Source organism: Marinisporobacter balticus (genome assembly GCF_004345705.1).
Classification (GTDB): domain Bacteria; phylum Bacillota; class Clostridia; order Peptostreptococcales; family Thermotaleaceae; genus Marinisporobacter; species Marinisporobacter balticus.
In genome coordinates this window covers 140,013-166,070 of record NZ_SLWV01000004.1, presented here as the reverse complement: position 1 = coordinate 166,070, position 26,058 = coordinate 140,013, and the positions used below count along the sequence as shown (strand labels likewise).

Below are 26,058 nucleotides of genomic sequence, written 5' to 3'. Positions count from 1 at the left end.
TGAAGAATCATTCTCTATTTTGAAAGCGCCAACCAAGGTTTTTGATATAAAGTGGCTTTATCATTATATTCCATGATAATTTCATCTCGTTTATTTTTCAATTCCTCTACTTGTATTTCAGCAACTTTTACTTGCAACGCAATACCATTTCCAACCGCATAGTTAAGCTTTTCAACTTTTAAATCCTCTTGTGCTTTTTCTAGCGCAATCTGCGTACTTTCATATTTTTTTTCGAGTGTTTCAAGACCTGTATGCAGTTTTCTTAGATTTTCTTCATAAGCTTCTTTTAAGCTTGAAAGATCCACATCTAAAGTATTTCGATCAATTTTTGTCGCTTCATAATCCCCATCACTATTAAATACAAATAAATCAAGCCCTAATTGAGCTAAGTCAATTTTTTGTTCTAATGCCCATATTTGTGGACTTTTATTAATCATTGTAGGAATGTGGGTATTTAGATTTAGATCTACTTCTGGTATTTCATCAAATACGATATGATCTTCTAGAATATACCTTTCTTCAGGTTTAAAGCCTACTGAATAGTTTAAACCTTCGTATACTAAATCTAATGCTTTTTGACTCATTTCATAGGTTTTTTTTGCTTCTTCATAATCTCTTTTTGCTTTATTTTTTTCAAATTCACTGGTCATACTTTGCTCATATTTTAAATTGGCATGATTCATCTTTTCACGCTTAATTTCTAAGCCTAGTGCCGCTAGTTTTTTAGTTTTTTCACTTTTTAATACATTATAATAAGCATTTTTTACATCATAAGCGATTTTTTCTTTCATGGTTTCTACATCTTTTTCTGCTACATTTAATGCTATTTGCTGACCTCTATAGTTTCTATAAACTAAATTTTTCTTACCCGCTACTTTAGGATCTGATGTCATATTACTAGGAATTTCATTAACTGATTCAAAGCTTTGAGTAGCATCATCCTTTAATTCTTCTGCTTTATCTAAAAGCATTTTGGTTTTTCTTAAATCTTTGTTGCTTTTTAAAGCTTTTTCTAATAATTGATCATAATTGTAATCCCATGTAATTTCCTTTTCTTTCGTAGGCTCTATTATATCTTTTTGTGTCACTACCGTAATAGTATTTTGAATGCTATTCCATTTTATTTCTATATCTAAAGCTTTTGCGATATAACTTACTGGCAACATGGTTCTTCCATTCATAATCTCTGGTGCAGCTTCCATCACCATCTGTTTTCCATTTTTCACCAAAATCTTATTCCCGACTGTCATTTGGATAATACTATTATCCTTAAAAAGGGTAACGGTCTTACTTTTTTCATCCCATGTAATATCTTTTTCATCTACACCGATCACTTCTGCTGCATATTTTATTGGCAGCATAGTTCTTCCATTTTTTATGTACGGTATGACATCTATATTTTTTTCCGTAGCTCCTATTTGATACTTGGGCTGTCCAATAGTGAATTTTACTTCCATCAAAGATACGTCCTCTGCTACAGCAATGCTTCCCATAAATAGCGTAAATATAGTCGCTCCAATACTTATTTTCTTTAGTCTACTATCCATTTTCACATCTCCTCCTATTTTGTTATTATACCATAATAAAATAGAAATCAGTTCTTAATTTTTTATGAAATTTTTGTGATGTCATGAAATAAATAAAAAAGAACTTCCCTAAGGAAAGTTCTTTTTTATTTCATTACTTAATAGTAACTGTTCTTGTAGCTCCATCCCACTCAGCTTTTGCGCCTAGAGCTGTTGCTACATAGCTTACTGGTAAGCAAGTTCTTCCTTCTTTGATTTCAGCAACTGTATCCATAGGAATTTCAACTGCTCCAACCTTTAAGATGTTGCTTCCAATTACTACTTGTGTATAAACATTACCTTTTCTGATTGTAACTGTTCTTGTATTTCCATCCCAAAGAATATTTTCTTGAGGAACACCTAAAGCTTTTGCAACAGTACTTAATGATAACATTGTTCTACCATCTTTGATGTATGGAGCAACATCAGCAGTTTCTACTGTTTCTCCAACTTGGTATTCAGCATTTCCGATTACGAATTTAACTGCTTCTGCAGTTGTAGTATTTTGATCTGCTGGAGTGATTACGTTAGCAACTTCTACTTTTGCATAGTAGTTGTTGTTGAAGAATCCATAATCATCTAGTAAATCTTTTTTAGTATTGTTTTCATGTGCGTCTTTGTCATAGCTATTAGCCATGATTGCATTACCTTTTACTTCTACTTTGATAGATCCTTCTGCAATAGCTCTATCTACTTTTACTCTTGATTTAGTGATTTCAATTGTAGATGGTTGTGTACTTTCTCTATCCACAGGAATGATTAAAACATTTTTATCATTTTTGTCTATTTTTATATCATCTTCATCGATCTCTAAGTCACCTTTAGTTACTTTTACTACTGGCTCATCATCCCAGTCCATATCTGTATCTAATTCAAGAACGATATTTTTATCTTCTTGGATTGCACCCGCTTTTACTTCTGTCATAGTGATTTTTCCAATTTCTTGGTCTCTTACCCCTGCTTTAATTTTAGCAACTTCACCTTCAACTTTTACAGGACTCACTGCTTTTCCAAGAACTACTTTTTCTTCTTTATCTAATGCTCTTCCGCTTACTATTGCTTCGATATCTCCTTCTTTACCGCCTTCTACAGATACATAGAAAGTTAATTCTAGCTTTTTCTTTTTATCATTGTCTGTGCAACCACCCATATTGAATTCATATTCATTTTTATCTATATCTGCACTTTGCATAAAATTGTAATCTTCGCCTCTCTTAACAGAAAGGATTTTAACCCAACTTGGGAATGTAATTGTTACACTCTTATCATTTGTCCAAGCACCTTTTACTTTTTCATCAATGATTAATTTTTGTAATTCGTGTGCTTCATCAGAAGTTAAAGCTAAATCTGTCGCTAAATCAACTGTGTTACCTGTTCCTATTTTTTTCTCAGGGTCTATATTTGTTTCATATCTTCCACTAAATACTTCTTTTGGTTCTCCATCCGCGTTAATATTTACTTTGTAATCAGCATATTCTCCAATTTCAAGAGTTTTTGATTCAATTTCAGTAACGTTTGAAGTGAAACTAATATTTACTTTTCCTTCTTTTGCATCTTTACCAGGATTTACTTTCAATCCAGTAATTTCTAGTTTTTCAGCATACTTAGAGTTTTGTAATTTTATAGCACCTAGATCGTTACCGTTTGTAATATAGATTCTTAATTCTTCTTTATCACTAGAAAGTTCGCAGTTTCCTCCATTTACATTACCGCTACCATCTTTTGTGATTTCCGCAAGTGTTCCATTACTTGCCACTAAACTACCTTGAACTTTAGCAGCACTTATATCAAATTTAAAATCTTTGTTTAATTTTAATTTGATATGTTTTCTTCCGCTAAAATCACTTAAAGCTCCTACAGAATTTTCTTCTACGAAAATATCTTTGATTTTTTCTATTTTAGAAAATGTTTTTGTTCCTTCAATCCACACTGTTGTGTCTCCAGTACTTCCTGAACCAATTTTATAAGTACCTTCTGTAATTCTATCAGTCTTAGAATCAACTTGTACTTCAGCTAGTTCTCCATCCATGATTACCCACATAGGAATTTGTAACACAAGATCTTTTGCAATTTTAGTTCCACTTGGTGCTTCTGTCGCAGTATTACCAGCAACAGTTGCAGCTTTAACAGTAAGTTCAATTCTTGAATCAGATCTTCTGTAAACTGTAGCTATTACTGTGTCACTTCCCTTTTTACTAAGGTTTTCAATCTCAGTTGCTAGATCATTTGCAAATGCAGGATCCGCACCATATCTAACTGTTGGATTTTTACTATAATTTGTATCATCTTCCCCTAACCAATCACCATTTTTTACAGTAAGGGTAACTGTTTCTTCATGACCAAAGTTTCCCTTGTCATTTTCAATGTTTAAAACAGGTACTGCCATTGTTGTTAAGTTTGCGTCTTTTTTCGCTTTCGCTGGACCATTAACGTAGTTGTCAGATGCAGCAAATGCGCTCATTGGTACTAATGAAATGATTAACGCCAGCACCAATAATAATGAAATTCTTTTCTTCATTATAAATTTCCTCCTTTTAATATTGTTTTTTGATTTTTAAGGATAGTCCCTTTGGATCATTATCCTTTGAAAACACATTATATTTTAATGTGCTTTCAAAGAATAATTCTCTATAATACATGACTGATTATACCAATGTTTTCTTATGTAGTCAATATTTTCATACTATCTGTAATATAAGTGTAATAAATGTATATTTTAATTTATTATATATTTTTTTCATTTATAGGTATATTTTTCTATATGTCAAAATCTATACTTATTATATATAAAATAAGTATAAATTACCATTACAGCGATGTTACAAATCATTACGATTATCTTACAAAAAATAAAACAAGAGCCTTTTGGCTCTTATTTTATTTGAAAATATTTCGATTATTTAATTGTTACAGTTCTAGTTGCTCCGTCCCACTCTACTTGTGATCCTAAAGCTTTCGCGATGAAGCTTACTGGAAGCATCGTTCTTCCATCTTTTATTACTGCTACAGTATCCATAGGGATTACTGCACCGTTTACAAATAGTTTGTTGCTTCCGATTTCTACTTGCGCGATTCTATCACCTTTCAAGATTGTTACGGTTCTAGTAGCTCCGTCCCAGATGATGTTGTGATCTTCTACACCCATCGCTTCTGCAACATATCTTAATGATAACATCGTTCTTCCGTCTGTAATATATGGTGCTACATCAGCAGTTTTTACTTCTCCATCTACTGTGTATTCAGCATTTCCGATTACAAATTGGACTGCTTTTGCAACTGAAGTGTTATTGTCAGCTGGTGTAATGACACTTGCTACTTCTAATTTTGCATAGTAATCTTTGTCAAATCTACCGTTGTCTAATTGAACTGTTTTGCTGTCTGCTAAAGTTTTGTCATATCCATTTTGGATTAAAGCATCACCTTTTACTTCTACTTTTACTGCACCTTCTGCAATAGAACGATCTACTTTTACTTTTGCATTTGTGATTTCGATTGTAGAAGGCTCTGAGCTTTCTCTTTCTACTTTGATTGTTAATACATTATCTTTTACATCAATATTGTCTTCATCGATTTCTAAATCACCTTTTGTTACTTTTACTGTAGGTTCTCCATCCCAATCTAAATCTTTGTCTAATTCAAGGATAAGATCTCCTTTTTTGATTGCATCTTCATCTGTTTCTGCAATAGTAATTTTTCCGATTTCTTGATCTCTTACACCTGCTTTAATCTTTGCTACTTCTGCAGTAATTGTTGCTGGTGCTAAAGCTTTACCTAATACTACTTCATAATCTTCATCTAATCCTCGGCTCTCTACTTTTGCAGTAACATCTCCTGTTTTACCTGCTTCTACAGATATGAAGAAAGTTAATTCTACTTTTTTCTTTCCTGTTGTTTTTGTGATATCAAATTCAAATTCATTTTTATCAGTATCTTCGTTTGTAATCGTATCTCCTGATTTTGTTACGTTTAAGATTTTTACCCAGCTTGGAAATTCTACTGATACAGTTCTTCCATCTAACCAAGAACCTTCTACTTTTTCTTCGATGATTAACTTTTGAAGTTCATGTGCATCATCTGTTGTGTTCACACCTTCATATCTACCACCATAGATTTCTTTTGCTTCTCCATCTGCTTTTACTTCTACATCATATTCAGCAAATTTACCCATTTCTAATTTTGTAGTTGAGATTTCAGAAACGTTTGATTTAATTGTTACATATACTTTTCCTTCTTTTGCGTTTTTGCCAGGGTTTACTGTTAAACCATTAATCTCTATATCTCCACGAATTCCTAAGTCACTTTTTAATGTACCTGCTGCAAAGTTGATTTTGATGATATTATCATCAATTTTTTCAACAGCTGTAGCATCTAATGTTCCATTGATTAAATCTCCTGTTACTGCAATGTTGTCATATTGTAATTTGAAATCTTTATCTAATTCTACTCTGATGTATTTTAATTTTGCTACATCAATAGCACCTACTGCATTTTCTTCGATTTCAATTGGCTCGATTGCTTTAACGTTTGAGAAAGTGATTGTATCGTCAATTCTAATTGTTGTTGAAGCATTTACTGCTGTAGCAAACTTATAAGTACCTTCTGTTACTACACCACTTTTTGAACTTACAATTACTTTTGCTTCTCCATCGTTTAACACTTTTACATGTAAAGGCATATTGATTACATCATCTTTAATTGCATTTTCTACTACTAATTCTACTCTTGTATCAGATTTTCTATATACAGTTGCTGCCACAGTTGAAGTTGCAGCTTTATCAAACTCAACTGCAAATGTTTCGTCTACTTCATCTAACCATTCTGCATTTTCTAATCTTAATTCAATAGTTTCTTTTGTTCCGAAGTCCCCTTTGTTATTCTCAATTCTTAAATATGGTGCATCTGTGTCTATTTCTGTATCCGCTTTTACTGTCATAATTTTTGATACAGAATTGTCACTTGCCGCGAACGCACTCATTGGTACTAATGTTAGCATTAATGCTAGTACCAACAATAATGAAATTTTTCTCTTCATCTTAATAATTCCTCCTCTTAATTTTGTTTTGTTTTGTCGAAGTTTGTAACTAACTGTTACATGAAGTATTATATCGGCTTTGCTTTATCAATTCAATGCATTTAATCGTTCTGTAATATTAGTAAGTTTTTCCTATGTGTGCTTTAGTAGGTTTGAGGGGGTTTTAGGGTTAGCATATTACATAGATGTTACATAGATATTGCATACTTTTATCATGCATACTGTGTTAAAATGTTAGTATCGATCAATAGGTTGAAGGTTGAAATTTCGATGTTTAAGAAAGGGGTTTTTTTATGGAAATGCTGGTTGGGTTATTGAAAACCATGCGACCAAAGCAGTGGACAAAAAATCTTGTGTTGTTTGCAGGCATATTATTTTCTAATAATCTATTTAATGTGGATTTGCTCAAACTGAGTATAGTTGGTTTCATCTTGTTTTGTATTTTTTCTGGAAATGTTTATATTGTGAATGATATTGTTGATAGGAAAAAGGATCAATCACATCCTAAGAAGTGTAATCGCCCCATTGCATCAGGTAAGGTAAGCGTAATACAAGCTATTCTATTTTTATGTATCAGTATAGTTTTTTCATTTTATACGGCTTATCAAATGAATCTTTTGTTTTTTGTTGTTGGCCTTTTTTATTTTATTTTGGTTACTTTTTATTCATTTATTTTAAAACATGTAGTCCTATTAGATGTAATGACCATCTCTATTGGATTTATTTTAAGAGCTGTGGCAGGGGTTGTCCTTATAGATGTAGCTATTTCTCCTTGGCTTTTGTTATGTACTTTTTTATTATCCTTATTTTTAGGTCTTCATAAAAGGAAGAGTGAAATGGCGCTAATGAAGAGTGGTCATAAAACAACAAGAAAGATCTTAGAAGAATACACCCCTGATCTTTTAAATGATATGTTACATATTGTTACTTCTTCAACGGTAATGGCGTATTCTCTTTATACCTTTACAGCAGGACATTCTATTATAATGATGTCCACCATTCCTTTTGTGATCTATGGCATCTTTCGCTATCAATATATTGTACATAAAAAGGGAATGGGGGAAAATCCTGAGTTGGTTCTCCTTAGTGACAAACCTTTGATTGTAGATATAATGCTTTGGGCAGTTAGTTGTATTGTGATATTGTATTTTATATAAAAAGGAGGCTAAAACTTGGATTTTCAAAAGTTAAAGAAAATTGTGTATTTATCGTTTCTTTTTCTTTTATTGTCGGTGCGATCTCCATGATGCCTGGGGGATTATTTGCCGTTGAGGGGAGTGTTGTGGGTCTTCTTATGATGATGCATCTTACGAAGGATGTATCTGTGGCTACTACTATTATTACACGTTTTTCAACACTTTGGCTTGGGGTAGCCATTGGACTTGCTGGTTTTGTACTATATACAGAAATAAGAGAGTGGATACTTAGTCCACTCTCTTATTTTACAACCTGTAAAGCGCTTACTTTTAATTCTTGTTTTTCTACTTTTTCAGTTAATTTATCTATTTTATTTCCCAGTCTGTTTATTCCTTCGACACTTTGTTTATATCCATCGTATAACGCACTTATATGCTTGTCCATTTTGTTTTCTAAGTTGATAATAGACTGTGTGTTTTTTTCTATAGCTTCTCTGTTTTTTTCTATAGCTTCACCATTTCTATTTACTGCATCTTCTATACTAATCATCTTATTATACATTTTTTCCATAAACGCAAACATCTTTTGTTCCATCATAATCACTCCTCATGTCTATTATATCATGTATATTAACCCCTTCACACCATTTTTTCATTTGCAATATTTTCTACGATTTTACTTTATCTTCAAAAGCTTTCATAACCACATCGATCATTATGCTCATGCTCATTGCAAATAAGAAAAGGAGTGGAAAATTATATCTTGTTTGCCCTTCATATACAAAATCGATGGCTATAAAAAAGGCTGTATTGATAGCAGGAATCAATATTTCATATTTTAGTTTATGGTCTTTCTTAAAGAGTGCCTTCAGTATCACTTTACTACTGATAAACATGTATATAATCCCAAAGCTATTTAAAATATATACAAACATATCTCTCATTACCTTTGAGAAATTTTTATTTCTTGTATAGAAAGTCTGCTTTTCTTTATCCCATTTTGGATAGGCTTTCTCTATTTTTTCCATATCATTACTTGTCCAAGCATCTAAATCCCAAGTACCACTAAAGAATGTCTGCTGTAGTCTTAAGCATCCAAGCTTAAAAAATTCTACAGGATTATTTAAAATCCATTTCTTTGCTTGTTTTTTAATGATCGGCTCTATTTCATGGGCGATCTTTACATTCTTTTTCTTTAAAATATCTGCCACTTCTTGTTTTACTTCTTTTGGTGCTGCTACATCTTTTAGTGGCATCCATGCACCTGTTGTATTGTATCCGTTGTTGTTGATATAAAGCACGTATCCTGAATTATAGGATATAGGAATCAATCTCCCAATTTTTTTATAATTGCGATAAGTCCATGGGGAAATAACGCAAGCCATTATCATAAAAGTAACCAATAATAGGATAGCTGCTTTTTTTATTTCTTTATTTTTCAACCAATCAATAAAAGCAAGTACAACTGGGTATGCCATAAAAAATGGTTTTGTAAGGGCCGAAATGCCAATAACAATCCCTAGTAATGAGTATTTTATCCTTCTGTCAAAATCATATACTTGTATAAGAATAATACTCGCAAATAAAAAGGTGAAAAACACTTCTGTTCCAACCACATTATTATACGCAATATAATTTGGAAGCAACGCAGCAATTGTATAGGTTGTATAGATTACAAATTTTCTTTTTGTGATTTTGATTAATATAAAATAGAGCATAATTAATGTAAGCATGGAACAAAACACATTGAATTTTTTGGCAACCATTACATCTGCACTTTTAAAAAAGCGATAAACGTATCCTAATACTGTGGGATACCCCATCCCTTGAAATGCGATAGGTTCTCCTCCTAAAGTATGTCCACAGCGCCAAAATATGTTCATAGCAATTTCTTGATAGGCTTTAAAATCGAATACAAGGTGGGTCGATACATTTTGTATGTATTGAATACGTAAGTATAGACCTATTAGGAATATTGCTAGTATATATATAAGTCCTATTTTCTTTTTCCAGTTTATATTTTTCCTCATACTTTTCTCTCCCTCTAAAATAATCAAATCCCGAACATCCTATCGCATTATAAGTATATCTATATTGTTTTTTGTTTTCAAGAAAAGTTTTTCTTTTATTAATTTTCATGTGACTAAAAACCTTTCTAATGATAAAATATAAATATAAACAAGCGCTATCCAAAGAAAGGATGAATATTATGGAAAAAACTTTAAATCTTATCTTAGAAAAACTAGATTCCATGGATCTTGAAATCAAAACCATTAACCACCGTCTTGAAAAACTAGAACAAGGTCAAGCCAAATTAGAACAAGGTCAAGCCAAATTAGAACAAGGTCAACAAGAAATTAAAGATCATCTTACACAGCTTGATATAAAAAATGCCGATAGACATAGAAATATCAATCATAAGATCGACAACTTATCAAAGGATTTATCTAGTGTCGAGATTATCACCTCAAAAAATTGGAACGATATTGCACTATTAAAAGCTGTAAAATAGCAGTAATACAATCAATAGCCGAGCAACGGCTCGGCTATTTTAGTATATATTGATTATTTTCTATTTTCAATAGAAGCTTTTACAAAATCTCTAAATAATGGATGGGGTCTTGTAGGTCTTGATTTAAACTCTGGATGGAATTGTACGGATACAAACCAAGGATGATCCTTTAGTTCTACCATTTCTACCAATCGTTCATCTGGCGAAATACCACTGATTATAAGTCCTGCCTTTGTTAATTGATCTCTATATTGATTATTAAATTCATATCTATGTCTATGTCTTTCGTAAATCAAATCTTCATGATATGCTTTTTTTGCTAATGTATCCTCATAAACCTTACATGGGTAAACCCCTAGTCTCATAGTACCGCCCATGTCCTCTATATCCTTTTGATCTGGCATAAGGTCAATAACTGGATAAGGTGTTTCTGGATTGATTTCTGAGCTATGCGCATCCTTTAGCCCTACAACATTCCTTGCAAATTCTATGACTGCTAGCTGCATCCCTAAGCATATGCCAAATAGCGGTTTCTTATTTTCTCTTGCATACGAAATGGCTTCTATTTTTCCTTCTATCCCTCTGTCACCAAAACCTCCTGGTATCAATATACCATCAGCATCTTTTAGGGCATCTTCTACATTTTCCTTTGTGATCTCTTCAGATTGAATCCAATCAATCTCTACCTTTGCATCATTGCTAATCCCTGCATGTTTTAAGCTTTCGGCTACAGAAAGATACGCATCATGAAGCTCTACATATTTTCCAACTAATGCAATCTTTATGTGATCCTTTAGATTTTTTTCTTTTTCAACCATGCTTTTCCACGCTGTTACATTTGGTTCACTGCAGTTTAAACTTAGTCTCTCACACGTAATCTCTGCTAATCCTTCTTTTTGTAACATTACTGGTACTTCATATATAGAATCCACGTCCATATTTTGAATCACATGCTTTTTATCCACATTACAGAATAGGCTGATTTTATCCTTCACTTCTTCTGACATTGGAATCTCTGCTCTACAAACAATAGCGTCTGGTTGAATCCCAATTTCTCTTAGTTCTCGTACACTATGCTGGGTAGGTTTTGTCTTTACCTCTCCAGCTTTCCCAAGAAATGGTAGTAGTGTTAAATGAATATACATAACATTTTCTTTTCCAACATCATATTTAATCTGTCTGATGGCTTCTAAGAATGGCTGACTTTCTATATCCCCAACCGTTCCTCCGATTTCTGTAATCACTATATCCGCATTGGTTTGCTTACCGGCTCTTAATATTCTTTCCTTTATTTCATTGGTGATATGGGGAATTACCTGCACGGTTCCGCCTAAGTATTCTCCCTTTCGTTCTTTTGTAATAACAGACCAATAAATTTTCCCTGTAGTTACACTGCTATATTTGCCAAGATTGATATCTATAAATCTTTCATAATGTCCTAAATCTAAATCTGTCTCTGCCCCATCCTCTGTTACAAACACTTCCCCATGCTGATATGGACTCATTGTCCCTGGGTCTATGTTGATATAAGGGTCAAATTTTTGAATCGTAACCTTTAGTCCTCTTGCTTTTAGTAATTGACCTAATGATGCAGCCGTGATTCCTTTTCCTAGAGATGAAACCACACCTCCTGTAACGAAGATAAACTTTGTCATTTGTAAATACTCCTTTCGATATTTTTATTTGATTTAGTTTGCCCTTAAAATCATTTTTTCAAAAAAAGAGAGGTCACCCCCTACGGGTGACCTACCTGTGTCCGTACTATCTTATATGGCAGGGCACCCATGGTAGGGTGCTCGTTTTTTATTTTTTAATAACTTTTATAGTATATCTCATTCATCCGTTTGCGTCAATACAGTTTATCGTTTTTATTTTTCATTATTTATTCTATCATTTAAGATTTCTATTCCTCTTTCCAACTGTAAATCTTTTTCTTCCCCATTATACATTTCTTCTACTTTCTCATTCAACTTATCTCTTGTTTTTTTATCTAATATACCATCTATAGCCAATCCATTTAATTGCTGAAATTCTTTTATGGCGTTAGATGTAACCCCATCTAATAGTCCTGTAATTTCAATTTTTTCATACCCTAAAAACTTTAATCTTTGCTGTGCGCCATATACATTGAGTCCTTTGTCTCCTAATGTAGCATTTTCATCTTCTATCATGTTGTTAAATGTTTTTATATCTTGTCTATTGATATTTTTTGTATTCTTTACAACAATATCTGGTTGAATCCCGATGCCATCAATCCTTCTCTCACTTGGTGTTAGATACTCTGCAATGGTAAGTTTGATGCCGCCACCATTTATCATAAGATTTGTATGTTGAACGGTTCCTTTTCCATAAGTCTTTGTTCCTACAATCACACCTGATTTCGTATCCTGAATAGCCCCTGCAACAATTTCTGATGCACTTGCAGTAAGTTCATTTACTAATACAACCAAATGCATATTGACTCTTTCTTTTTTCGAATAAAGCGTTTCCCTTTTTTTGTTTTTATAATCTATATGTACAACGGGTCCTTTTGGAATGAATGGATCTGCTACATTTACTGCTTCGTATAATAATCCCCCTAGATTGCCTCTTAAATCTAAAATCAACCCTTTTATATTTTTATTTTGAAATTCTTTTAGTACTTTTTCTACATTTTCACTGGTATTTTTATTAAAGGTATCAATTTTAATATACCCTATATTACTGTTTAGTATTTTAGATACTACAGGATTTACTTTTATTTCTTCCCTTACGATATCAAAATTTAGTATATGCGCTTGTTCTTTTCTTTCTATTCCAAGTTTTACTTCTGTTCCTGGTTCTCCAAAAAGTAAATCTGTAGCCTGTTTTAGCTTGTATTGCTTTATATCTTGGTCATTTATAGATCTTATTACATCACCTACCTTTAGCCCTGTTTTTTGAGCAGGACTCCCTGCCATGGTTTCTGTCACTACTATTTTGCCATCATTTATACTTATCGTAACGCCAATTCCTCCATAAACACCTGTATTCTCTATCGCAAATTGTTCATATTCATCAGGCTTAAAATAATTGCTATGAGGATCTAGTGCTTCAAATACCCCTTTATACGCGCCTTCCATCAGCTCTTCTTCTGTTATTTCACCCTCATAATTTTTTTCGATATACTCGATAACAGACTTTAAATATGCCATTCTCTCATCTAAATTTTTAAATTTTTTAAAATCTTCATTCGCATAGGTAAAGCTTGTGAATATCATCATTAATGTAAGTATACAAAGCATCAAACGATAGATTCTTCTAAAAAACTTATCCATTCCCCACACCCCTTTTTCAACCTATGAAAATAAAACATGATAGACCAGAATTTTCTACTAAATTAAGGATTTTTTCTTCATTGTTCATCGTATTTTTTCCTTTCCTTTAGAATATATTTTATTCTATTATATCATTAATTCCTCTGTTTTTTTATAAAATGATAGAGACAACTATTTTGTCTCTATCATTTATTCATGATCAATGAAAGTTTATAATATTTTCTCGATAATCTTTTTGTAGATCTTTTTGTAAAAATTCCAAGAATCTTACAAGCATTTCCGATGTCTCTGCTCTGGTAATAGTCTTGTTTGGATTAATCCGATTCATATTATCTCCATGAATCAAATTGATTTCTTTTGCCACATAGATACTATCCTTTGCCCAATTAGGAATTTTCCCGTCATCTGTAAAGGAAGTATAAAACCCAGGTGTTGGCGCTTTACTTTCAAAACCTAAAGCTTTTATTAAAATCGTTATCGCTTGGGCTTTTGTTAGCGGTTGATCTGGCGCAAACAAATCATCAGAAACGCCTGTTATGATTTGTTTCTCTAATCCATCTTTTATATATTTATAATCCGTATCTTTTACTTCTACATCCTTAAATGGGGATATTTCTTCAGGATCATTTCTTCTTCTGCGCCGTGTTTTTGTTTCTTCTTCTAAAGAAGGTCTAATGTTACACGCTTTAATCACGCCTTTTATAAATTCTGCTCTCGTAAAAGGAATGTCTGGCGAGAAGAACGTGGATGGTTCATCAAACACATCTAAAGAATAAAGTTTCTTTATATACTCTTCTGCTGGATGACCCCCAATATCTCTAAATTTTGGTATAACCAATCTTTCTACTTTCGGTACCATCTTTTGTCTTAATTGCAACCTTCCAATTGCTCGTCTTCTATCATTTATTGCATCATCTTCTACTCTTGGAAGGTTATATTCATACCTTGATACCATTTCGCTATTTGTAACCCTTACATGTCCTCCATAGAAGCTTGAAAAATCAGCTTCGTTTTCTGAATACTTAAGGGTCTTTGTCAAACTGTCTGAAACTTGCACTTTTACTGTCCCATGCCAAAAATTTGTATCTATATCTCCATCTTCATCTTCCGTATTTCTTTTAGAAGTAATATTATAATCTAAAATTTCTGTTTCTGTACTTCCCCAAAAGTTTTTATATCCTGCATTCCCACCACTGATGTCAACAATTACTTCGCCTTCATCTTTATTGATGGTATAGTATTTTCTAGCCTTTAGATTGCCAGAATAAAAATCTGAAGCAGGTCGATTATCTGTTACATTCGATTTTGATAATTCGTATCCCCCATCTTTAGCAAGCTCATATTTATCTTTTTCGATTGTCAATGTTTCCTTATATTTATCTACCACTGTTTGTCCTATAGTTTGTCCTTTGTCATCTCTTTTTGTATAGGTTGTCAAAAGTGTAATATTTCGATCTAACTTTCCATCTATTGTCTTATCTTCTGGTGTTAATTTAAATTTATAGTCAATTGTCTTTTCATGATCTTTCTCTTTTTCCTTTACATCAACGGTTCCTACAAATTTAATCGGCTCTCCTGTTATGAAAACGACTTCTTCGTATTCATACTCATTATTTACGCCACCAGAAAATCCGGGGGGTGTAGCCCATGCTGTTACAGGACTTATTGCTAGGAAAAATACCATCAAACTTACTATCAACTTCTTCATTCATTTTCCCCCTTATCAATCTTTTTAATTACCTACTTTACTACCACTACTTTTCCTGTAAAATCATCTCTTACAATATACAGTCGATCCCCTGCTTGTAATTCCTCTGGACTTATTATTTTTTCGTTCTTTACAATCATTGCTTTTTCCAAGTTTACTCGAATGGTTGTGTTTTTTGCCATCCATTTTTCGTGTCTTTGGCTATAATCTTTCCCATCTGTTAAGTAAACAGTCCAGCCAACGAGTTTATCATCTTCTGCCTTTTGAACCACACCATTTGTAACTCTTTGCCGGCTCAAGGTATCTAATTTTTTCTGAACTATAATACTTGTGATCCTGTCTCCATCTGTATAGATATATCCATGCCAGTCTTTTAAGTGATTCTTTTCAATCCGATCATCATCATCTGTCTCTTCATCCACCGCATAATCGCCTGCAAAGAATTCTTTTGGTAAAATGTATTTTTTATTTTCTAAATCATAAATAGTTGTATCATTGTCATAGAATAGTTCTTTCTCATCACTTTCTTTTCTTGTTCTAAAGGATTCCCAATCATGCTGATTCAAAAGATAAAAATCCTTTAAGTAAACCTTGTCTTCAAATATTCTACCGAGTCTTCCTGCATATATATAATTTTGACCTATATTTGAGTTGTTCAGATCTTCATTATAAACATTGATCACATCTGCATAAAGATCATTTCCTCTCCCATCAGCTACAATAAATGCATCTGCATTTGGATTTATAGATTCTTTGTCTACCAATCTTCCATTTTTTATAACCATGGTTCCATCAGAAAAGCGAATATTTTTATGATTCGCTAATTCAAACGTATCTGAATACCAATTGATTTTTTCTATCTTATCTGAATAGGTGCTTTCATATTGACTTTTTACAACCATCTTTTCTATTTTGTCTGAGCCAAAGAAATCCTTTACTGCCATATAAACCGTTTTTCCTGTATAATATTTTAAATTTTGATAAGGTATTTTCTGTCCTCCTACATAAAGCGGGAGCTCTGTTGTATAAGGGATCGCTATACTATTTTTATCTTCTTGCCATTTTCCATTATGAAATGCTTCCACATTTCCAAGGATAATCTCATCTTCTAGTTGGTCTGCCCTAGCAAGCTTTCCTCGATAAAGGTCTTTAATAAGAATAGAGTTTCCTTCTATATTCATTCTACTAATAGATGTTGTATCTACTTGGTCAAAATATAGTTTTACCCGATCTCCTGCGTAAAGGGTAGAAGCGCGCACATTTTCCCCTTTTTTAAGAATCATTGTGGCTGGAGATATAAAATAGGTTTCTTCTCCTAATGGGGTTTTTACACTAATTTGATCTCTATCAATTCTTTTGACAATCCCCGACCGAACCTTTCCACCAGGAGGAATATATCCCATATTTTCTGTTGAGTAGCTTTCTAGGTGATTTAGTCGTCTCCCTCGAAGTTCTCCATAAACCTCCATCCCTGGTTTAAAGTCATTCAAACGAACCAAAATATCATCAATCTTTAGAATTACTTTTTTATCTAGATTCAAAAGATGCACAGTACCATCATATTCTTCAATCTGTATTTGATTGTCTACGATCTTTTTTACATATCCTTCAATAAAACCATCTCTATAGGGACCATTTACATCCCCATAAGATACGATTGAAGTGAATAGTAATATGCAAAAAAACATACAAATTTTTTTCATGATTACTTCCTCCTGCTTCCAATGATTGCAATTTTTCCTAATTTGTCAGTAATGCCCGTAATGGCATAGCTATCACCATTTCCATTTGCAATAGGAATCCATTCCCCTTCATCTTCATCATAATAACTTAAGTCCATATATTTTACTCTACGCAAATCTGATTTTTGTCTATCTACATCTAAACTTACTTGTACATAGGCTGGCAAATAAGTCATTTCTGTACTGTTTTGATCTACATAAACAGAAGCTTTTAACAAATATTGCTTTGACAATACTATTTGCCCTTGTTTGGTGCTTACTATATTTGTATCCCCTTCTATAGGCTTCATCACAAAACGTACACCAGCATTTCTTTCTCTTTTGTGTTCTCTTACCTTTTCTGAGTAGAAATTGTTTGGATTGAATTTCACCACAAAATCTTGTCCAGTAACTGTAACATCTTTTGCGTCTAAGCTTGCTACTACCCTAGATGGTATACTTATAATCACCTCTTTTGATCCTGCTAAAGCACCTCTTGTTAAATCTATGTTCATCTCTTTGTCATCATCATCCTGTCCAATAATGATATTTGCAGTGTTTCCAACTTTTTTAATGCTTGTTTTTTCACCTAACTCGCCGTCTTCATCCTTTGGTCCCACATGACTTCCTGTTCTTACTTCATTACTTTCCATAGAGTATTTTGAAGATCCGTATTTTCCAATAGCGGTCACAACGAATTTATATTTTGTGTCTTTTTCTAAATCTTGGTAAATAAAGGACGTTAACTCTGTATTTCCAACTAAATATTTTTCGTGATCATCAATGACTACATGAATTTCATATTCTGCTGCATCTTCTACGGCTTTCCAATTTACTTTGATGTATCTGTCATAGATCAGTTCAGCTGAAACTTCTGTAGGTACTGAAACCTCTGGAAGTCCATATTTTATCCCTTCATATTTTTTACTTGCTCCTTGATCTGGGTTAATCACAATAATTCCTATTGCATCTAATTTCCCTTCTGGTGTTTTTACAATAATTGTTCCATCATCAATTACCTTTACATCTGTTCCTTCTTTTCCTTCTATCAAATATAATTTTTCATCATATTCTCCATTTTTATTCTCATCAAAGTATATTTCTTCCCCTTCGTCTTCCACGCCATCTTTTATATTAGGACTAAATAGCACTCTTGCTCCGTCAAGAAATCCAGACCCTTTTATTTTTATTTCCTGTCCTCCTTCAACAGAGATTGTCTCCATAATACTTGCTTCTGCTGGGTCTTCTGGGTCAACCACTGAAATGACCGTAGGGGCACTTATGTACGTGTATATCCCCATAGGGTCAGAGATTTCGCCATCATGGTTTTCTATTTTCACTTCGTACTTTCCTGGTTCATGTGGCGGTGTCTTAATCTTCAGGGTCTTATAGTCCACTATTGTTAAATTTTGAACAGGAACATCTCCAATAAGTACTGAAAGTCCTTCCCTAAAATCCTTCCCTCTTATTGTAACGGTTGTCCCTCCAGTTGCTGGCCCTTGATCTGGTTCAATTTGGTTTACAGCAGGAAGTGTCTCTCCTTGCGTAAACTGAATATAAATAGGTGGATTTAATTCATTAGAAGCTGTACTTGCACCATCTTCATTCACGACAACTACCCTATGTGTACTGCCTACTTGATCTTGTGGTACAGATGGCATTTTAAATGTCATTTTGTTTGGCAACTGATAGGTAATGTCATTTGGCTTGATTGTCAGTACATCTCCAATTTGAATACTCGCATTTTCCCTAAAATCAGCACCTATTACGGATACCATATTTCCACCCTTATAGCTCATTTTCGAAAGCTTTACGGATTTACCTTCTAATATTTCTTCCTCAGGATTTCTTCCATCCTTTGTAATATTTGTAATCTTAGGACTACTGTCAGGATTTTTATATTCAAATTCCCCTTTTGCTTGTCCATCATCTGGGTTGATCACTACAACAGGCACTTTTCCTACGGTATAATAAGAAGGTGTTTTTACAATTATATGGGAAGCATCTATATATTCTACTTCTGGCGCATATCCTCTTTCTACAATCAACCTTCTATCCTCAATATATACACGAATCAGTTCATTTCCTGCATAAGCATTTCCTTCATTGTCCTTTAACATACTCACTGGAATATATATTTCTGTGTCCTTATAATTTGTAATCCCTCCAGGAATTTCATACACCTTATTATTGACTTCAATGATCGGTCTTAATGAATCCGTATCCCCATTATATTCTATACTTAAATTTCCCAAAAGCTTTACAGTTGTTCTTCCGCTATTGATCAGCCCTGAGTTTTCTTCTTCTCTTGGAATATTCTTATTCGTGATTGCACCAAAATTTACACGAACCATAGACGTTGTAGCACTATGTCCATAAATTTGCATATTGGTTTTTGTAAAATTTTGACCAAAGATTTCTACACTATCTCCTCCCTGCTTTCTCCCTTCAGCAGGTACGATACTTTTTATAGCAGGATTTGAAGCTTCATAAGTAAATGATATCTTATTGGAAATTCCCGAGTCATTATTGACGATATAAACATCTACTCCTCCAGCATCTCCATCAGGTGTAAGCACTTTTAAATAGCCTTTTGAAAATTCAACGATTTTCCCTTGTTTTTTTCCAAAATAAATTTTCGGTAACACAGAAGATGCATAGTAATGGTCATAAAGCTTATGCTCTAGGGGCTTTGGTTCTGACCAATCGTTACCTGTTCCTATTTGCGCTTCATTGTTCCACTTGCCATCTTTGTTTACATCTTCATAAGTTTCTCCTTCATCCTCATCTAATGCTTGGTCTCTATTCAAATCATTAAAGGGCTCATAATATCTAAAATCAAATCCTGTAATCTCTACAACATCTCCTCCTGCAGCATTTCCTTTTTGTGGAACAATCTTTGCTATTTGAGGATTACTGGTAGGAACAACATATGTAAATCCATCTTCTTTGCACGCACTTCCTCCATCTGGATTTACCACAACAATAGGTACAGTCAATCTGTCTGTATCCTCATCTTTTCTTAAATCTCCTGTATACGCTGGTACCTTTACCGTTATTGCAGTACCATCCACATTCACTGTTACATCTTGATCTGACACTTCTATTCCATTAATAATTATTTTTGTTTTACGTACACTATCATCCATGAAATCTTTACCATATATGATGACATCATATCCACCCTCGGTAGACCCCTGTGGTGGATCAACATCATTAATTTCTGGATTTGATTGAGGCTGTCTGAAATAATAAAATCCTTCTTTGTCTACTTTACTGTCTCTTTTCGTATCTGGATTGACAATTGTTACATCATAGTATCCATCCGCTGATAAGATCGGTACCCAAAAATATATAGTATTTTTTCCCAATACTTTTACCTTATCGCCAATGATCTTACCTTTTACTATAGTCATGTTGCTTTCACCATCTGTTATAAACGGTGTTTTAATTCTAAATGTTTTTCCATCTAACGCAATATAATCACTTGTTCCATCACTATCTACATTTACAGGCAAAACGCCACCTGTATTTTTTTCTGCTTTTATAATTCCTTCATCTAGTTTTAATGTATAATCATACTCTCCTTTAGCAGAAATATAAATATTTCCTTGTGTATCCTCTTCAATTGTATAAAATCCATCTTCTATTTCATCATAAAGAACTACACTATGATAGTAATCTTGAAGTTTTAAACTTTGTTTTCCATCTTTATCTTCAATTTCTAGTATTTCTCCCGCTGTATCACTTGCTATATAATTTTTGAGAATAATCTTCTTTGTATCTGGATTTAGATTGTATTCATTTACATCCATTTCTTCTAAAAGCACTCTTGTTCCTATAAGCTTATAGATACTGTCTTCATTCGCAGTAGGGTCAGGCTTTAGGAAATTATCTCCCTTAATGACTACAAGAGTACCCGTATTTCCTTCTTTTGGGTTAAAATCAATAATCTTAGGATCTGTATATGTTTTTACATAGGTGAAAAGATGTACATCCATCGCCCCTTCAGGGTTCATTACTTGAAGCTGTGTTTCTCCTTCTCTTCCTGGCGGTGCTTTAAATTTGATTTTCTTTCCATCCTGTGATCTTTCTATTCCTTGGACTTCTGCGCCATCAATAAATACCCTTACGCCACCCTGAAAGTTATTTCCAGTGATCGTTACATCTTCTCCACCCTCCACCGTAACAACATCTGGTGTGACCTTACTAATAATAGGTACTTTGCTTGCATCTGGTAAAACAAACGCTATCGCATTGCTCAGTTCTCCACTAAGCCCCATATTCATAGAATTACGGATGGGATTTCTTATTCTGACAAAAGTTTTTCCTAAGTTTTTTATTGATGCATCTTTTGGAATTTTAACAAGTATTTTACTCCCTACCTCATTTCCTGTTGTTCCATCAAGTTCATTTCCTTTATTATCAAATATTTTAATATCTATTGTTTCATCACTGTTTTTATCCAAAATAATATCTTTTCCAAATTGAACAATAGGATATCTGGTTACTTCTTTTCCATCATCATAGACAAACTTATGCACTGTAAAATTCTCTCCATAAATACCTACGAGGGTATCTTCTCCTACTTTCAGATCAGCATCTACTTGGATTTTTTCTGGAACTACCTTTTCAATCGTTGGTGCAAGTTTACTTGGTATATATGTATAGGCATCTTTTAACGTTGCTCTTTCTTTAATAATAATATTCTGTTTGGCTGTTCCATCATCTTTATCTTTACATCCACTCATGATCGTCTCTATTTCTATCACAACGTCCTTTATAGGATCTGTAGCTGCATCCGTAATTTGTGGTGTAAGTACATTGATTACATCTAAATCAGCATCAAATTCTACATCATATTCATTATCTTTTTGTTTATCAATAAATGTTGCCTTATCACCTATAATCACTTTCATCTTTCTTTCTACAGAAGTAACCGTTGTTGTTTTATTATAGATTCCTCCAGAATAAGTAATTTCTAACGTTTCTTTATCACTATCTGTATCTGGCTTTTCGACTTCTAATAGATTAGCATTGTCTGGTTGAAATTCTGGAATCTTTAAGCTTCCTAAAAATTGTCCTGTAATGGTCACTTCCTGCCCTGTATCGGGTCCACTGTTTGGCTGTATATCGTGAATAATCGGCTTGGTTTTTCCATCAGTTACTGTAAATTTGTCTTCTGAAGAAGTTGGATCACTGTTGTTTACTCTTACAACCCATACTTGATTGACCTCTTTCATAGGGTCCTGATCTGCTTTAACTGGATTTGTAAGCACTACATAATATTCTCCAATATCAATATCTGGAACCTCTACCGTCAAAACATCTATCTTATCTCCATCCCCTACTTGAAAAGTCTTATTTTTTCCTTTGTTTTCATTTGTATACGGATCTGTTCCATCGATTGCTTTTAAAAAATACACATCATATTCTTGCAATATTTTCGCTTGAAAATAAACTTTATCTCCCTTTTCTCCTCTATTTGGAAACATTTGTAAATCTTCAACATCTTTAATTTCATTTAAGAATTGGAATTGATCTTTATAAGTATAAGCCACGCTAACCTTCACTGTAGTACCAGGATTTAAAGGAAAATCCTTCACTATACTATCTTCTCTTTGAAAAATCATGTGTTGGATTCCAGGGGTACCTATTGGTTTTTCTAGATTCCATTTAGTTGAATCAGTGGTGTCTTCTGTAAATTTATTTTTATCAAAATCCACTGCTCCACCCTCATCATGTTGATACTTTGCCGTAATTTTAACATCATTTTTAATATTTTCAAGGTTTGATCCCTGCAAAACCAAATCCTCACTTCCCATTTTTACAACTCTATTCACGCCCGTAAGAATTGGCATAGAAGCTTCATCAATAGGAATACTGATACCTTCTATCTTCACTTCATTTCCAAATTGCCCATCTACCAATTCGAACTGCAAAACACCTTCAGAATTAACCGTTCGATGTGGTGTAAGCGATACATATCCATCTGTATATGTCATCATCCCTGTTTCAGCGTCTTTCAAATTCATCCCTTCAACGGTTAGAATCTTCTTTTCTGCAATTCTATTTCGATCATATACCCTTAATATGGATACAGAATCTACTTTAAAATTAGCAGGATCAAATGCATATACAGTTATATCCTCCCACGGCATCATCCCAAATACCATTGCAAATATAATGCAAAACACCATACATTTCTTTAATAAATGATTCACCATTTTTACACCTCTTTCTAGTTTCCTACGACTACAAATATTCCTTTGTATGGACTTAACATTTCAATTTTTTTATCTACTAGATTTACTGTAAATCTGTTTTCATAAAAGCTTCTTGTATCTTCGTCATATCTTAAAACCTTAATGTTTTTGCCATTACTATATTTAAGAGACATACTAATTTGTATGTTTTTCATCTTATAATTTTCTCCTGTAACCTGTATAAATTCTGATTTTATTCCTTTTCCCCTAAGCTTTGTCTTTAACATTTTCGTCACGGAAGGTTCAACTCTTCCAATTCGAACCATAATTTCATCATTCTCTGCATAAGGATCAAGGGTTAAACCATAAAGCGTTATATCTGCCCATTTTGATTTTGTTTTTAACATCCCTATGTTATACCGTTTATCTCCTTCATACTGGATTTTTCGCGTAAGCACTTCTGTCCCCATTATTTTATCTAAATCAATTTCTAATTCCCTCTCATTAATATCACTTGGGGAAATGAGTAGCGTATCTTCACTCATTTTCAAATTACTTCTGACTTCTCCAATGCTTCCATCTTCTTTAATTTTGTATTCCTCATTTGGAATATCTTCTTTGTCTCCTGACTTGATAACAGATATAGACCCATTTACAGTTCTTTTATGATTTTCATCATTTTGAACAATAATATCATAAATACCTGGGTCTAAACGGTCGCTTCCTTCTGGAAGAAAAACCTTCAATTCATTCTCGCTTACCACCGTTACAGACTCCGCTTCAATATCGTTAAAATATACCTTTATTTTACCGCTATCACTACTGAAAAAATCTCCATAAATGTATAAAGGCTCATCTTCATCATAATCCTCTGGAATACTCCCTACTGAAATTTCTTTCACTAAAGGCTTTACATTTGTTGAAAAAGTCCAATCATTAATGGGAGCATTTCCTTCATAGATATCTTCATAAAATACAATGTCTGGTGAAATAAACACCTGATAGGTTGTCTGCGCTCTTAAAGCTTTTACTGGAATATACAATGTTGCCTGCTGTCCTTCTTTTTTAAATATATAATTTTCTTTATAAGTTTTTTGTTTTTCACTAGACATTTCTAATATATCATTGATAAACTGTGTATCTACTACATTTCCAGCACCACCTACGGGTCTGACAATACAATTTGTCAAATTATCTATATTTGAAAAAGTTAGTTTGTTATCAGAATCATCAAAAATAAGCTTGATGAAATATTTATCTTTCGTAACATCATCTAATGTATCATGTTTTAAAGATTTTTCATCTATATTCTTTGACGTTGGAACCCATCCTTTTACGATTGGTTTTCCCTTTCCTATATGAAGATAAAGCTTATCTTCTTTATCCGTTCCATTATAAGAAGAATCGTGTACACTGCTTATTGTTTTATAAACATGATCTGCCACTGTTAAGGGTGCATCATCAAATGTAATGCATACTTCATAGTCTCCTATATAATCATCTTGTGATAATTTATTTTTCACTTCATTTCGGATATGTACATCAATCCTTGATGGATCTTTGAATGTTACATCTTGAATATCTAAGGGTTCTTTATTGCCCTTTTTTAAAGTTGCTTTTACAACCTTATGATGAAAGTTTGCTCCTTTTACAACAAAAGTTTTTTCTTCTTTCTTTAAATCTTCTATGCTCATATAATGATCTTCTAGATACGCAATTGTTTTTTCTATAGTAGGATCAGGTTCTGTATAAAGATTTAGTGTTAAAGCTTCTAAAACCTTTCTTCCTCTTGTTTCAAATGTTCCTTGTGGAATATATAATTTGTATAATTTCCCACTGTCTAGCTTTTCCTTTAAATATTCTCCTGGATTATTCGGATCTCTATAAGCGGGATATAACTTTATCTTTGTTTTTTCATCTATATATTCTAGCTCATATTTTTCAATGCCTACTGGCTTTGAATCATAGCTATCTTCTAAAGTTATGTTCTTAAGTGCGCCTTGATAAACTTGATCTTCTAAAAACATTTGTGAATCTACATTTAAAAGCACTTCTCCCTCTACATATAATATAATCGGTTGATTATTCATGTTATATATTGGAACATCTGTCAAAGTATATGATTTTGTATCTGACTGCGTATCTTCCTTTTTATCCCTAGCATCCATTTCATTTACATTCCAAGTTGGAATTATGTTTTCTGATGCGCTTTTTGTCCAGAAGGTAGTAGAAATATCATCTTCTATCATCAACTTATATTCATTTAAAGGAATTAAATCTTCTTTTGGATTGATTTCAATGGTATCTTCGTTTCCTTCTACTATTTTGGCGTCCATATCTATTTCTTTCATTATATTTATCGTATTTTCAGAAACATATTTATCTCGACTATAAACATAAGAAAAAACAGTTGTATTAGGATTAAGTTTATTCTTTAATACTTCATAAATATAAATTTTATCTTTCAATATACCTTCAATATCAACTTTTTCTGGGAATTTAACAAAAATATTATCTCCAACATCTAGATTATTATTTTCGAGTGTTTTTATATCATCCGTTCCATTTAAACTTGAAGTAAATTTAATCTGCGTGATATCCGCATAAGCACTTTGAATCGGTATCCCCATAAAAATCAAAATCGTTACCATAAATAAACAAAATAATTGATGTTTTCTCATATTATTTTCTGCATAATTATGCAGCTGTCCCCCTTTTGTAGTTTGTAATTTATCTTTTATAAATATTTACATATGCATTTCTATTTGTACAGTCCATGCATAAAACCCTACAACTTTTGACCCTTTTCTATAAATACACCTTAGTAAAAGTATCGGTCAAATTTCAACTTTTCTTTATCTTTTTCCCTCCCTATCATTCTA

13 protein-coding genes are annotated in these 26,058 nt (G+C 32.9%); 2 read left to right on the top strand and 11 right to left on the bottom strand.

Annotation, left to right across the window (positions count from 1 at the left end; translation table 11 throughout):
- Positions 1–14: 14 nt before the first annotated feature.
- From EV214_RS04995 to EV214_RS04985, 3 genes are all read right to left on the bottom strand, one after another.
- On the bottom strand, positions 15–1,547 hold the full coding sequence (locus tag EV214_RS04995; protein WP_132243334.1) for a stalk domain-containing protein: 1,533 nt from the start codon (positions 1,545–1,547) through the stop codon (positions 15–17).
- Positions 1,548–1,680: 133 nt separating this feature from the next.
- Positions 1,681–4,083: a copper amine oxidase N-terminal domain-containing protein gene (locus EV214_RS04990; protein WP_132243332.1), complete on the bottom strand. Its 2,403-nt coding sequence runs from the start codon at positions 4,081–4,083 to the stop codon at positions 1,681–1,683.
- 378 nt (positions 4,084–4,461) lie between these two features.
- Complete coding sequence (locus tag EV214_RS04985; RefSeq protein WP_132243330.1) at positions 4,462–6,597, bottom strand: copper amine oxidase N-terminal domain-containing protein; 2,136 nt, start codon at positions 6,595–6,597, stop codon at positions 4,462–4,464.
- A 293-nt stretch (positions 6,598–6,890) separates the two neighbouring features.
- Between EV214_RS04985 and EV214_RS04980 the strand changes: the two genes are divergently transcribed.
- Positions 6,891–7,754 (top strand): decaprenyl-phosphate phosphoribosyltransferase, encoded by an 864-nt coding sequence (locus EV214_RS04980; protein WP_132243328.1) that lies wholly within the window; start codon positions 6,891–6,893, stop codon positions 7,752–7,754.
- 280 nt (positions 7,755–8,034) lie between these two features.
- On the opposite strand, the gene EV214_RS19060 is transcribed toward EV214_RS04980, so the two are convergent.
- Complete coding sequence (locus tag EV214_RS19060) at positions 8,035–8,328, bottom strand: hypothetical protein (RefSeq protein WP_243116553.1); 294 nt, start codon at positions 8,326–8,328, stop codon at positions 8,035–8,037.
- A 73-nt stretch (positions 8,329–8,401) separates the two neighbouring features.
- A complete protein-coding gene (locus tag EV214_RS04970) occupies positions 8,402–9,763 on the bottom strand; it encodes an ArnT family glycosyltransferase (protein WP_132243324.1) in 1,362 nt (453 codons plus the stop codon).
- Between the two features lie 179 nt (positions 9,764–9,942).
- Between EV214_RS04970 and EV214_RS04965 the strand changes: the two genes are divergently transcribed.
- Positions 9,943–10,245: a hypothetical protein gene (locus tag EV214_RS04965; protein WP_132243322.1), complete on the top strand. Its 303-nt coding sequence runs from the start codon at positions 9,943–9,945 to the stop codon at positions 10,243–10,245.
- 53 nt (positions 10,246–10,298) lie between these two features.
- Here EV214_RS04965 and EV214_RS04960 read toward each other — a convergent pair whose 3' ends face one another.
- The 6 genes from EV214_RS04960 to EV214_RS04935 form a co-directional block, all read right to left on the bottom strand.
- A complete protein-coding gene (locus tag EV214_RS04960; RefSeq protein WP_132243320.1) occupies positions 10,299–11,900 on the bottom strand; it encodes a CTP synthase in 1,602 nt (533 codons plus the stop codon).
- Positions 11,901–12,113: 213 nt separating this feature from the next.
- The gene (locus EV214_RS04955) at positions 12,114–13,541 is read right to left on the bottom strand and encodes a S41 family peptidase (RefSeq protein ID WP_132243318.1); all 1,428 of its coding nucleotides are present in this window, start codon (positions 13,539–13,541) and stop codon (positions 12,114–12,116) included.
- A gap of 199 nt (positions 13,542–13,740) precedes the next feature.
- Positions 13,741–15,249: an S-layer homology domain-containing protein gene (locus EV214_RS04950; protein WP_132243316.1), complete on the bottom strand. Its 1,509-nt coding sequence runs from the start codon at positions 15,247–15,249 to the stop codon at positions 13,741–13,743.
- 32 nt (positions 15,250–15,281) lie between these two features.
- The gene (locus tag EV214_RS04945) at positions 15,282–16,952 is read right to left on the bottom strand and encodes a S1 domain-containing protein (RefSeq protein ID WP_207669625.1); all 1,671 of its coding nucleotides are present in this window, start codon (positions 16,950–16,952) and stop codon (positions 15,282–15,284) included.
- Positions 16,953–16,954: 2 nt separating this feature from the next.
- Complete coding sequence (locus tag EV214_RS04940; protein WP_132243314.1) at positions 16,955–23,197, bottom strand: IPT/TIG domain-containing protein; 6,243 nt, start codon at positions 23,195–23,197, stop codon at positions 16,955–16,957.
- A 14-nt stretch (positions 23,198–23,211) separates the two neighbouring features.
- Entirely contained in the window at positions 23,212–25,857 is a 2,646-nt protein-coding gene (locus EV214_RS04935; protein WP_132243312.1) for an IPT/TIG domain-containing protein, read from the bottom strand.
- Between the last annotated feature and the right edge of the window lie 201 nt (positions 25,858–26,058).